13 protein-coding genes and 1 pseudogene are annotated in these 12,503 nt (G+C 44.7%); all 14 read left to right on the forward strand.

What is annotated here, in order from left to right; genetic code table 11:
* Nucleotides 1-44: 44 nt before the first annotated feature.
* The 14 genes and pseudogenes from PSI9734_RS08095 to PSI9734_RS08160 all read left to right on the forward strand — a co-directional run bounded on the left by PSI9734_RS08095 (nucleotide 45) and on the right by PSI9734_RS08160 (nucleotide 12,253).
* The gene (locus PSI9734_RS08095) at nucleotides 45-200 is read left to right on the forward strand and encodes a hypothetical protein (RefSeq protein WP_173920602.1); all 156 of its coding nucleotides are present in this window, start codon (nucleotides 45-47) and stop codon (nucleotides 198-200) included.
* A gap of 430 nt (nucleotides 201-630) precedes the next feature.
* A complete protein-coding gene (locus PSI9734_RS08100) occupies nucleotides 631-2,271 on the forward strand; it encodes a heparinase II/III family protein (RefSeq protein ID WP_173920603.1) in 1,641 nt (546 codons plus the stop codon).
* A gap of 19 nt (nucleotides 2,272-2,290) precedes the next feature.
* Nucleotides 2,291-3,466, forward strand: coding sequence for a glycosyltransferase family 4 protein (locus PSI9734_RS08105; protein WP_173920604.1), 1,176 nt, complete (start codon nucleotides 2,291-2,293; stop codon nucleotides 3,464-3,466).
* Entirely contained in the window at nucleotides 3,466-4,422 is a 957-nt protein-coding gene (locus tag PSI9734_RS08110; protein ID WP_173920605.1) for a UDP-glucose 4-epimerase family protein, read from the forward strand. The genes PSI9734_RS08105 and PSI9734_RS08110 overlap by 1 nt, the downstream gene beginning before the upstream one ends.
* Nucleotides 4,423-4,424: 2 nt before the next feature.
* On the forward strand, nucleotides 4,425-5,117 hold the full coding sequence (locus PSI9734_RS08115; RefSeq protein ID WP_173920606.1) for a PIG-L deacetylase family protein: 693 nt from the start codon (nucleotides 4,425-4,427) through the stop codon (nucleotides 5,115-5,117).
* 29 nt (nucleotides 5,118-5,146) lie between these two features.
* On the forward strand, nucleotides 5,147-5,728 hold the full coding sequence (locus tag PSI9734_RS08120; RefSeq protein ID WP_173920607.1) for a sugar transferase: 582 nt from the start codon (nucleotides 5,147-5,149) through the stop codon (nucleotides 5,726-5,728).
* 27 nt (nucleotides 5,729-5,755) lie between these two features.
* On the forward strand, nucleotides 5,756-6,586 hold the full coding sequence (locus PSI9734_RS08125; protein WP_173920608.1) for a formyltransferase family protein: 831 nt from the start codon (nucleotides 5,756-5,758) through the stop codon (nucleotides 6,584-6,586).
* 34 nt (nucleotides 6,587-6,620) lie between these two features.
* Nucleotides 6,621-7,817: a UDP-N-acetyl-D-mannosamine dehydrogenase gene (wecC, locus tag PSI9734_RS08130; protein ID WP_173920609.1), complete on the forward strand. Its 1,197-nt coding sequence runs from the start codon at nucleotides 6,621-6,623 to the stop codon at nucleotides 7,815-7,817.
* A 38-nt stretch (nucleotides 7,818-7,855) separates the two neighbouring features.
* Nucleotides 7,856-9,004 carry a non-hydrolyzing UDP-N-acetylglucosamine 2-epimerase gene (wecB, locus tag PSI9734_RS08135; RefSeq protein ID WP_173920610.1) on the forward strand — a complete coding sequence of 383 codons (1,149 nt, stop codon included), beginning with the start codon at nucleotides 7,856-7,858 and terminating at the stop codon, nucleotides 9,002-9,004.
* Nucleotides 9,001-9,318, forward strand: a pseudogene (locus PSI9734_RS08140) (SDR family NAD(P)-dependent oxidoreductase); the annotation flags it as partial. The gene wecB and the pseudogene PSI9734_RS08140, both read left to right, overlap by 4 nt.
* 150 nt (nucleotides 9,319-9,468) lie before the next feature.
* Nucleotides 9,469-9,915 carry a hypothetical protein gene (locus tag PSI9734_RS08145; RefSeq protein WP_173920612.1) on the forward strand — a complete coding sequence of 149 codons (447 nt, stop codon included), beginning with the start codon at nucleotides 9,469-9,471 and terminating at the stop codon, nucleotides 9,913-9,915.
* Nucleotides 9,916-9,928: 13 nt separating this feature from the next.
* Nucleotides 9,929-10,882, forward strand: coding sequence for a toll/interleukin-1 receptor domain-containing protein (locus tag PSI9734_RS08150; protein ID WP_173920613.1), 954 nt, complete (start codon nucleotides 9,929-9,931; stop codon nucleotides 10,880-10,882).
* A 34-nt stretch (nucleotides 10,883-10,916) separates the two neighbouring features.
* Nucleotides 10,917-11,381 carry a hypothetical protein gene (locus PSI9734_RS08155; protein ID WP_173920614.1) on the forward strand — a complete coding sequence of 155 codons (465 nt, stop codon included), beginning with the start codon at nucleotides 10,917-10,919 and terminating at the stop codon, nucleotides 11,379-11,381.
* Between the two features lie 8 nt (nucleotides 11,382-11,389).
* Nucleotides 11,390-12,253 (forward strand): hypothetical protein, encoded by an 864-nt coding sequence (locus PSI9734_RS08160; RefSeq protein ID WP_173920615.1) that lies wholly within the window; start codon nucleotides 11,390-11,392, stop codon nucleotides 12,251-12,253.
* Nucleotides 12,254-12,503: the final 250 nt, after the last annotated feature.

Below are 12,503 nucleotides of genomic sequence, written 5' to 3' on the forward strand. Positions count from 1 at the left end.
TTACTAATTCAACGCTTTACAAATGGGGACAAAAATACGGAGGTATGGAAGCGTCCGATGTGCTCATGATGGAACTAACGCGGAGCGTAAAAGCGTTTTTGCAAGTATTCCATGCCGCGTTGTTAGTTTCACTTACAATAAAACGCACAAAGCACGATATCAAAGCAAGCCATGGCGTCGCAAGTGCCGACGGTATTTAAAGAGTGCTTGCTGTAAGTAAAGGCAGCAGAAGAAACAAAGCCTCACGTGCTTGCGACTACACTGTGACCAAATGAAGCATTTTGCCTTCTGTGAATAGCCGTTGATATCTTCGCATGGATGACTGCAGTGTTTATCGAGATATCGTACGAATGGAGTTTCGGTAGACAGTATCTGACCATTGACGAAGTCGAGCTAGATGAAATCAGCGGGTAAACGGGAGGTTACAGGCGAATCGTTGCTTTATCAATGTGTAGTACTAGCGTACTATACTCGGGTTTACATCCGGCATCGAAAAAGCGGAAGATGTCCATACACGACTGAAAGTCCTTTATGGCGCAGTTCGAGGTTATTTAGCAGGAGCGGATTTAGTTTTGCAAGCAGCCATGCACACCAAACCTTTTAAAGCCAAGTGATTGTTAACTGTATCTTATGAAACGTATATCACGTTACTACCATACTATTAAGCCGTTAAAGTTGGAGCAAATATTATATCGACTCAAATATCGCTTTTTCTCACTCAAGTCATTATCGGCGCAATCGTCTGAAAACCTTTCGGCAAAAAGGTGGTCACTAAGTAATCTGCAAGCTGGTGAACAAAGTCTATTTGAAAACAGCGAAGTATGCTTTTTGAATAAAAAAGCATATATCATTACGCCACAAGATTGGCATGATGAATCTCAACATTCGAAGCTTTGGCTTTATAATTTACATTATTTTAATGACCTAAACTCTGTGGGTGGTGAGAGACGGTACAATTTACAAAAGAAGTTCATTCTAAAATGGATTAAAGAAAACCCTCCGCTGAATGGTAATGGTTGGGAGCCTTATCCTATTTCTTTAAGGTTAGTGAACTGGATTAAGTGGTGTCAGTTTAATCAAGAATACAGTGTCGACATACTGTGTAGTATTGAGCAACAAGCTGATGCATTAATGAGGCAACTGGAGTTTCATATCTTAGGCAATCACCTTTTTGCCAACGCTAAGGCATTGGTATTTGCTGGAAGTTTTTTGAATAGTGATAGAGCTAATGATTATATTTCCAAAGGATTAGAGTTGCTAAAGCGAGAAGTTTTAGAACAGTTTATGGCTGACGGTGGGCACTTTGAATTAAGCCCGATGTATCACTGCATCCTGCTTTGGGATTTAATTGATCTGTATAACTTGGCACTTGCTTGCGACGACGCTCGGTTTAATCCTCGACTATCTGACTGGGCAGACGTTATAGGCCGCGGACTGCGTTGGTTATCAGTGATGTGTCACCCAGACGGAGGTATTAGCTTTTTTAATGACGCTGCGTTTGGAATAGCACCTTCTCCAAAGGAGATTTTTAGTTTTGCGGCGTTAGTTGGTATAGTAACGAATGACACGAATCTGTTTGGGTTATCAACACTCGAAAGCTCAGGTTACTCTAGGCTGCAACGCGGCTCGTTCACGCTTTTTTTCGACCATGCTGAGGTCGGTCCCAGTTACTTACCTGGTCACGCACATGCTGATTCTTTGAGCATTGAGCTATCGTTAGGGCGTCAGCGGATATTTGTAAATTCCGGAACTTCGGAGTATGGGGAGGGGCCAGAGCGTCAGCGTCAGCGTTCTACTCCGGCGCATAATACCTTATTTGTGAAAGACAAGAACTCCTCTGATGTTTGGGCTGGGTTCCGCGTTGGTCGACGAGCGCAAATTTCCGGCGTTGAATTTGAGGCTACTCAAAAGTTCGTATCGGCTCGAGCTCAGCATGATGGTTATTGTCACTTCAAAAAAGGACTTACACATGTACGAACCTGTAAAGTGTTTGATGATAAGGTACTGATTAAAGACGAGTTAGGCGCATCTTCTACCAATACAGTCATGGCTCATTTTCATTTGCATCCTGACGTGGAGGCGGAGGTCATCGATACTCGTTCTGTTCGTTTGATTCTGGTATCAGGCGATACTTTATTGTTTTCCACAGATGTGCCAGTAAGACTCGAAGAGACGACGTGGCACCCTGAGTTTGGCAAATCTGTTCCGACGACTCGAATCGTTTTAGTCGTTCCGAACCAGCACTTTACTTCTGAGTTAACACTCGCATAGTAAATATATTTATAGAGCCATGAGAATTCTATTTCTAACGTATTATTTTGATCCAGATCTTTCCGCCGGCTCTTTTCGAGCGACGGCATTGACACGTGCGCTTGCTGATGCATTACCATTAGGCGGGCATATCGATATTGTTACAACCCAACCCAACCGGTATCACACGTATAAATCGAAAGGCTTAGGCGTAGAGCATAATAAAAACTATTCTATTTATCGTGTGCAGTTACCAAGTCACAAAAATGGCTTTCTAGATCAAGCCCGAACATTTCGTCATTATGCTAACTACGTTCGTAAGGTAACCACTGACAATAATTACGATATCGTGGTCGCGACTTCCTCGCGGTTGATGACTGCGGTATTGGCTTCCTTTATAGCCCGTAAACAAAAAGCAAAGCTTTATTTAGATATTCGCGATATTTTTGTTGATACTTTGGCCGACGTTTTTCCTCGCTACATTACGTTTTTAGCCGTTCCTGCATTTAGTACTCTGGAAAAGTATGCGGTGAGGAGAGCGAGCCACGTAAATTTAGTAAGTCCAGGGTTTAAGTCTTATTTTGACGCAAGGTATCCAAATAAATCGTATAGCTATTTAACAAATGGTATTGATGCGGAATTCGCTAAGCATAGCTGGCCTTCAGAAATGATCGAATCTGAATCAAAAGTTATTTTTTATGGCGGGAATATAGGAGACTGTCAAGGGCTACATTTAATTCTGCCAGGGCTTGCACAGATATTAGGACCGTCATATAAGTTTAGAATCATCGGTGATGGAGGGAGACGTAGCAACTTGGAAGCAATAGTAGCTCAGCATGGCTTGTTAAATATAGAGATATTACCACCTGTAAAGCGTGATCAACTTATAAAAGAATATGAAAATGCGGATATTTTATTTCTGCACCTAAATAACTCTCTGGCGCTACAAAAAGTACTACCATCCAAGTTATTTGAATATGCGACTACCGGAAAGCCGATTTTGGCTGGAGTTGCAGGGTACGCTTCAGAGTTTATAAAGGCGCACATCGAAAACGCTGCTGTGTTTCATCCCTGCAGTGTTGTAGAAGGTTATGATGCGGCGAAAACTCTTGAGATGGACATTACTCCGCGGTTGGATTTTGTAAAAACTTTTTCGAGGTCATCAATATCGAATAAATTAGCTTCTAGCATCATAAGTATTGTTAAGGAAAAGTAATGGGGCGCAAAATTGCTATCACAGGAGCTACAGGGTTTCTCGGCAAAAATCTATTTAAAAAGTTGAATACAAGATACAGTGAGCTAATTTTGCTCTCGCGTACCCCTTCAAACGAAAGAGGGGCGATTCAGTTCGATATTGGTGGTAACCTATCGCGGGAATCTTGTGAATGGATATCTGGCTGCGATGTTGTAATTCATTGTGCGGCGCGTGCCCACATCATGAACGAGTCAGCTTCTGATCCCTTAGCTGAATACCGAAAAATAAATACCGAAGGAACACTTCAATTAGCGCGATTAGCGGCGAAAAGCGGCGTCAGAAGGTTTGTTTACATCAGCTCTATAAAAGTTCACGGTGAGCGGAATCTCTCCAAGGCGGCTATTGATGAGGTTTCACAGCTAGAGCCTGTTGACCCGTATGGGATTTCAAAGCTTGAAGCGGAAGTAGGCCTGCGTGAAATTTCAGCACAAACAGGAATGGAATTCGTTATTATCCGCCCCCCACTCATATACGGACCAGGTGTGAAAGCAAACTTTGAATCAATGATGAATTGGCTTGATAAGGGGCTCCCACTGCCGCTTGGGGCAGTGCATAATAGACGTAGTCTAGTAGGGATTGATAATCTTTGTGATTTTATTTCGCTATGTATGGACCATCCCAAAGCTATAAATGAAACCTTCCTAGTATCGGACCAAGATGACGTATCGACAACACTACTAATTCAACGTCTAAAGTTAGCGATAGCTAGCAAATCAATAATTTTCTCCCTTCCCGCCAGTCTAATGAAGTTAGGCGCTGCACTATTAAATAAAAAAACGGTTGTGCAACGTTTGTTCGAGGACTTGTATGTGAACTCAGAGAAGGCCACAAGACTTCTTGGGTGGCGCCCACCGTATACAATGACCGAACAATTGCGTAAAACAGCTCTAGCCGTAGAAGAGAATAAGAAGAGTTAATAATGTCAAAAAAAGTAAACTTGATAGTCGTAGCACATCCAGACGACGAAATTTTGGGCTTCGGCGCGACAGGCACGAAACTCGTCTCTGATGGAGAGATCGTACAGCCCATTATTTTGTGCGGTTATGTTGATGTGAGAAATCATCGTCCATCAGACGATGAGCTATATCAAAATATGTGCGCAGCTAATCGCGAAGTCAGTTTCCGAGAGCCCATACTAGGAAGTTTCCCTAATATTCGAATGAATACCGTTCCGCATGTTGAAATCGTCCAGTTTATAGAAAAGCAGATTGAAAAGTTTCAGCCATCTCGCATTTTTACCCACCACCCAGGTGACTTGAATGATGACCATGTGCAAGTATCTAAGGCTTGTCAGGCAGCAGCTAGATTGTATCAACGCCGATCCGATATTACTGCGCTGCAAGCACTATACTTTATGGAAATATTGTCTTCTACAGATTGGGCATTTCCAACCACGGGTGAGAATTTTATACCTTCAACTTTTGTAGAAGTCGGCGAAGAGCTCCTCGATAAGAAAATCAAAGCGCTTGCTCATTATCGAAAAGTAATGCGCCCATATCCACACCCACGTAGTGAAGAGGTTTTGCGGGGGTTAGCCGCCTATCGCGGGGGACAAGCAGGGCTTTATTACGCTGAAGCCTTTCAACTAGTATTCCAACAGGGTATCGCTTAGCCTTTTAATCCAGTGTATGGGAGTTCGATGTGCAAAAAAACTCTTTTTATCAACGTCACGGGAAACGGTTCTTAGACCTTCTTATCGTCGTATGCGCGACGCTGGCGCTGTCGCCTTTTTTGATTGCTATAGCCTTATTTATTAAAGTCTTTGACTCAGGTCCAATTATATTTAAACAAAAGCGTATAGGGCGACATGGGGAGCTTTTTGATTTTTATAAGTTTAGAAGTATGCCCGTTAATACCGGTGACCTACCTTCGGATAGAGTCGGTGAGGTACAACTTACCTGGATAGGGAAGTTGATTCGTCGTACGAATATAGATGAGCTTCCGCAGCTGATTAATGTTCTCAAAGGCGACATGAGCATAGTTGGACCGCGCCCCCCAATACCAGCACAAACTGAACTGGCGGAACTTCGACGTAAAAGTGGTGCTTTAGAGTGTCGTCCAGGACTCACTGGACTTGCCCAGGTTTCGTCATTCGATGGAATGAGCGTTTCCGAGAAAGCGAGCTTTGATGAGCAATACTCGGAGAGTGTCACATTGTGGAGAGATGCAAGTATTATCTTGCGGACATTCGTTTATCTACTTAAGCCGCCACCAGTCTACTAATAATTTACTTAAAAGAGCTTTCATAAGATGATTAAAATCGGATTTGTGACCTGCGTTCAGCTTGGCCTTTCATGCATGGAGGCTTTACATGAGGCCGGTGGCCAACTTAGTTTTGCGATGACGTTGGAAGACGATCAAGCTGTTAATAAGTCAGGTCGTGTCTACCTCGATGACTTTTGCGAATGTCATAGTGTACCACTACTGAAATCACGGCATGTGAACAACTGTGATGTCATCGAGGCCATCAAGAGTCATGAATTAGACTGGCTGTTTATCATAGGTTGGTCTCAAATTGCTTCGGAGGATCTTCTACGCTCCCCCAAGCGGGGAGTACTGGGAATGCACCCGACACTGCTTCCGCAGGGGCGAGGGCGAGCAGCAATACCGTGGGCAATATTGAAGGGACTAGATAAAACTGGAGTCACTTTGTTTAAACTTGATACAGGTGTGGACACCGGGCCAATCGTTGATCAGGTGGTAATTCCATTGTCATCTAGTACTAATGCACAAGAATTGTATCAAAGCGTAAACAAAGCACATATTGCGCTGATGAGGAAAGTAGTCCCAGTACTAATGGCCGATAAACTCAATTTGCAAGAGCAAGACCGTAGCCTGGCAACTGAATGGCCTGGACGTCGCCCTGAGGATGGTCAGATTGATTTGAATGGGAGTGTTTATGACGCAGAAAAGCTGGTACGAGCTGTAACTAGACCGTATCCGGGAGCTTTTTATCTCAACGAAGGAAAAAAAATCGTGGTTTGGAAGGCTCAAACGACGGAAAGCCCGTCAGTGAACGCTTTGGAATTTAAAGATGGTTGGCTTGAGCTAATAGAGTTTGAGGTAAGTCGTAGCTTTTAGCTTTCATCAGATTATAAAACTATAGGAATGCAGTATGACAAAGGATATTTGTATCATAGGCCTAGGCTACATCGGCCTACCCACCGCCGCACTTCTTGCCAACAAAGGCTACCAGGTTCTCGGCATCGACGTCTCAGAAGATGTCGTAAACACAGTCAACAATGGTGATATTCACATTGTTGAGCCTGAGCTTGACGCTTATGTGGCAAAAGCTGTTAAAGACAAAAAGCTCACCGCGTCGCTGACGCCGAAGAAAGCTGATGTTTTTGTATTAGCAGTACCAACCCCGTTTCATGACGGGCATGTGCCTAATATTGACTACATTGAGGCCGCAACACGTTCTATTGCGCCGGTAGTAGAAGCCGGGAACATGGTTATTCTGGAATCGACATCGCCTGTAGGCACAACCGAACGTGTTGAGGAAGTACTGCGTGAAGAGGGTGTTGATACATCCTCTATCCATATCGCTCATTGTCCTGAGCGTGTACTGCCTGGTCATATTATGCGAGAACTAGTTGAGAATGATCGTATTGTCGGCGGTATCACCGCCGAAGCGACAGATATTGTCGCAGACTTCTACCGCTCGTTTGTTTCAGGTGAAGTACTTACCACCGACGCTCGTACCGCGGAAATGGCAAAGCTTACCGAGAATAGCTTCCGTGATGTGAACATTGCGTTCGCAAACGAACTTTCGGTACTTTGCGACAAGTTTAGTATCGACGTTTGGGAATTGATTCGACTGGCCAATCGTCACCCACGAGTGAACATCCTCCAGCCAGGAACTGGTGTTGGTGGGCATTGTATCGCCGTAGATCCATGGTTCATCGTACATGCCGGCGGCGATGATGCGCGTATCATTCGCGCCGCCCGTGAAATTAATGACTATAAAACCGCTTGGGTAGTCGAACGTATTCTCACAGACGTAAAAGCATTTCGTGAACGAGAAGGGCGAGAGCCAACCGTTGCCTGCATGGGGCTGGCTTTTAAGCCCAACATCGACGATTTACGCGAATCTCCTGCACTAGCGGTATTTCAGTCGTTAGTGTTAGAAGACATCAACGCGTTGGCAGTAGAGCCGAACCTAAAATCGCATCAAAGCATCGTATTAAACGACTATCATGATGTCGCTAAAAACGCAGATATCGTTGTTTACTTAGTCTCACACAATGAATTCAAAAAACTAACTGTGCAGGGCGAGGTATTAGACTTTTGCGGTGTGACACGCGCTTAATAGCCCCTTGTTGTTTACGTTTTAGAAGGTAGTTATCAATGAAAGTATTATTCGCCTTTGGTACCCGTCCAGAGGCTATTAAAATGGCCCCATTGGTCAAAGCCCTCGAAGCCGATGCGCGCTTTGAAGTAGTGGTAGCTGTTACTGCTCAGCACCGTGAAATGCTTGATCAAGTTTTGGCGTTATTTGAAATTACGCCAGACTATGACCTAGATATTATGAAAGCGGGCCAAGATCTCTACGATGTCACATCGTCTGTGCTATTAGGAATGCGCTCAGTGCTTGCTGAAGCGCAACCAGATATTGTGCTGGTACATGGCGACACAGCGACGACCTTTGCCGCATCGTTAGCGGCATTTTACGCACGCATTCCCGTTGGTCATGTTGAAGCTGGTTTGCGTACCCATGATCTTTATTCGCCATGGCCCGAGGAAGCAAATCGCCAATTGACCGGACGCTTAACCCAATGGCATTTCTCTCCAACCGAGCGTAACCGTAACGACTTACTCGCTGAAGGCGTGAAAGGCGCGTCAATTGTCGTCACCGGGAATACGGTGATTGACGCCTTAAAGTGGGTTACAGAGAAGATCTCGAACTCCACCGAGCTACGCGAGTCGATTTCGACCAAGCTTTCAGACGCAGGGCTGTCGATTGAGTTGTCTGGTAAGCGTTATGTGCTGATCACCGGCCACCGTCGGGAGAACTTCGGTCAAGGCTTTGAAAATATATGTGCAGCGCTTCGCTCACTCGCGGTAGAGCATCCAGACGTACACTTTGTGTATCCGGTTCATTTGAACCCTAATGTGCAAAAACCAGTTCGTAGCCTATTAGGTGACCTAACAAATGTCCACCTTATCGAGCCTTTAGGTTATGAACCGTTCGTTTGGTTAATGCAAAACTGCCATTTAGTGCTTACCGACAGCGGCGGCGTACAAGAAGAAGCTCCAGGCTTGGGTAAACCCGTACTTGTAATGCGTGACACCACTGAGCGCCCAGAAGCCGTCGATGCCGGTACCGTTCGCCTTGTGGGAACATCCGAGTCAACGATCGTTTCGTCTGTGTCATCGCTGCTCAACAACGCAGACGAGTATGCCTTAATGTCCCGCGCCCACAACCCGTATGGTGATGGGCAGGCTTGTGCACGGATTTGTGAGTTTTTACAACGTTCTGAGATTGAGCAAAAATGATTTTAGTCACAGGTGGAGCCGACTATATCGGCTCCCATACAGTCGTCGAATTGTTAGCAGCCGGACACGAAGTGTTAGTGCTCGACGATCTCTCAAACAGTGTTCGTGAAAGTCTGGTACGTGTTGAGCAGATCACCGGAAAGCAAGTTCCTTTTGTGGAAGGGAATATCGCCGACCGAGCGCTCTTAATAGAAATATTTTCGAAACATGATATCTCCGCGGTGATTCACTTTGCGGGCTTTAAGGCCGTAGGTGAAAGCGTACAAGAGCCACTGATGTATTATCAAAACAATTTTAGTGGCACAGCAACTGTAGCGGCCGGTCAGGCCCGTACTAGAAGTATGAGCTACCTAGATTGAGAAGGGAGGCGTTTGGCACCTGTTTGCGTTCAAATAACTTCTTTTTGGTTTCATCTGACTCTCCGCGACACAGACTGTCGCAAGTTCGGTGGTTTTATATGAGTTTTGTCTAATTGCCGGGAGAGCGGTTCGCTGGCATGGTTGTTCTATAACATTGATTTCAATTTTCAGAATGAAGCGGTATCTGTTTTTGGCGGCGACGTCAGCGGGTACCGCTTTTTTGTTTATGGAATGACGGCGGGAATCGTGATGTTCCTTATCAATGTAATGGATCAAAAGCATGCTTGGACAAAAGCTTCGAGTAGCTGGATTCAAGGAAATATTAGAGAGCTTAAACAAAGTGATATTCCTATTTGTGTCAAGGTACACATCAAATGCGACGATGTTGATGCTGGATTGTGCGAGGGTGCGTGCCCTCAAGGATATAGGGGCGGTAGGAAAACAACTAAACAAGAACAAGAGCTAATAGATGCGTGGAATAAATCAAGCACCTCGCTTAACGGGGGCAACATCCATAGCTCCCTACAACGAGTCTCGCTTGAGCGCTGCTAAAAAGGGGACTGCAATGCATAAAGTTTTCATGTCGTATTCGCATAAGGACGAAGAGTTGCGTAATGAGCTCGGAAGTCACTTGGCGGCTTTGAGAAGACAGGGGTTGATATCGGATTGGTATGACCGAGAAATACTGCCAGGAGAGGTCTTAGATGAAAAAATTTCTGACAAGCTGTTAGAGGCAGATATTGTAGTTCTGTTAGTGAGCGCCGATTTTATTGCTTCAAACTATTGTTATGAACGTGAAATGAGTGTCGCTCTTCAGCGACATAAAGACAACGAAGCCGTTGTCATCCCCATCATACTTCGAGATGTCGACTGGCATTCTACGCCACTAGGTAAACTTAATGCGTTACCGACGGATGGAAAGCCGGTCATGATGCATGGTAATCAAGATGCGGCATTTGCCGATGTGGCACGAGGTATTCGGCGACTAGTTGAGCAAAAATTCGGCTCAAGTCCAGATGCTACGGTTAAAGCGTCTGCGCCTGTAAAACCTGACGAAATTAGATTTGACCAGCCTCGTTCAGCAAACCTTGCCATCAAAAAGACGTTCACCGATCACGAAAAAGATTCTTTCACTAAAGACTCTTTCGAATACATCTTTAGGCTTTTTGCCGGCTCTTTAGCTGAACTTGGAAAGCGTTACTCTGAAATAACTAGCTCTATCGAGCAAATAGATTCGAGGACGTTCGTTGCGATTATCTATCGCTCGGGACAAAAAGTTTCGTTTTGTCAGATCTGGTACGGAAAAGGCTCGTTTGCAACGCGCGAAATTTCGTATAGCGAAACTCCATCAAGCATGGGAAACAGCGTAAACGATTCGTTATCTGTAGTCGATGACGGACATACGTTACGACTAAAAGCTTTGATGTCTGGATTTGGTGGTCCGCAGGCTGAGGACGAAATGACTCAGCAGGGTGCTGCTGAGTATCTTTGGAGCCGATTTATAGCAAAGCTTCAGTAGCATCGCTATTAATCTATTAAGTCAAGGTGAAAGTATGCAACCCATTCAACTTATAAGATTGAGAGACCGGCTATCGGAAATTATGCGCCGGCAGCTAAAGTACGATGATATTTTCTCCCAGTTTGTTAGGAACTGCGAAGGGTTCTTCAATGTTGAAATGAAAGACGAACTCAAAGGTTCTGTCCCTTGCTTTGAGCGAACTCCGGATGAAAATCAAGCGATCCTAAAATTAGCTAAAAGAGAGTATATTTTTGATCTTTTAACGCTCCCTGGAGAGCATAATACGTTGACCGGATTACTACGAGCGTGTCGAAAAAACACGCTTCGCGACGGCAAGGTCGCAATAGTAGAAATTGGAGAGATTCGGATCAACGGACATGGTGCGTGTTTAACAACAGATGGTGAAAGAAGCGAGCGATATAATATTCAGTCACAAGACGAGTGTATTGAGCTAGTGATTCGCTGGATAGAACAGGATTGTCTCGGTGAACAGGAGTAAATCAATTCATGAATTCGGGACTTAAGCGTTTTTTTCAGTTTAGAGGCGACAAAGCGTTTTTCGAGTTGAGAATTGTACAAATGACGTTTGCTTGTTTTGGATTACTCGCAGCGGTTAGTGCGGTGGTTATCAGCTGGAACTCGGAGCTCTCGTGGAACTTTGATTATCACGGATGGAACCACTTAATAACCGTTTATAAGGTACCATTAGGCATTCTCGCCACATTGATTCCATTGGTTGCCTTGCTAGCCGCTAATCACCGCTCAGTGCAAACTAATGAGCAAATTAGGGTGACCGTTAGCAACAATAATTTCCAAAACTACTTTAGACACATAGAGCAGTTCGAGAAGTTCGTTGAATCCCGACCTGACGTAGCGAATTACGTCAGAGATAAAAGTTCGCTTCATACCTCTTTGTTTCCGAACGCCCGATCCGGCGATCTTGCTGTTAGCGAGAACATCATTTTTATTGAGGAAGGGATTATCAAAATGCTCGATGAGCGGGTGCGAAAGCTTGACGGCTCATCTTGGAAAGAAGCGATTCGAGAGCTGCATGGGATACTGGGTATCGCCGAAAGTCATTTTGATGAAATGGGCTTGCGGATATATAGTTCTGGATCGAAACAAACTATACCGATCCCCGGGCCTGGAGGAAAAAAACTAGCCTTAACACAGGGCGATGTTTCGTCTCTATTTAAAGAAATTGGCGCAACCTTTGAGGCTCTGTGCACACTTGCCTCGTTTGATACGACATTCAAACCAAGTGGTGCGATGCATTTAGCTATATCGAAGCTAAAAGGAGCGCCTTCTTATAATTTCTCAAGAATTGATACTAAGGCTAAGTTCAAATATAACTTATGGTTAAACGGTTAGATGTCTGGCCAGTCCGAGTCATGCATTAAAGGCTTGAACATCTTGGTAACGAAGCGTTTTGGATTTTAGCGAATTGATTGCTAGCTCGTTCACTACGATTTTAGTTGAAAGGCCAAATGTTAGAAAAAGGGACGGCTGGCGCGCCTCGCTCACGCTCACCGACATGCTGCGCGATACGTGGCGCTGGCAATCGCAGAATCCTGATGGTTATAGGTCGTAAAAGTCTGGTTGGTAGCTGCTTTTGTTAAAA

The organism is Pseudidiomarina piscicola (assembly GCF_902806985.1).
Taxonomy (GTDB): domain Bacteria; phylum Pseudomonadota; class Gammaproteobacteria; order Enterobacterales; family Alteromonadaceae; genus Pseudidiomarina; species Pseudidiomarina piscicola.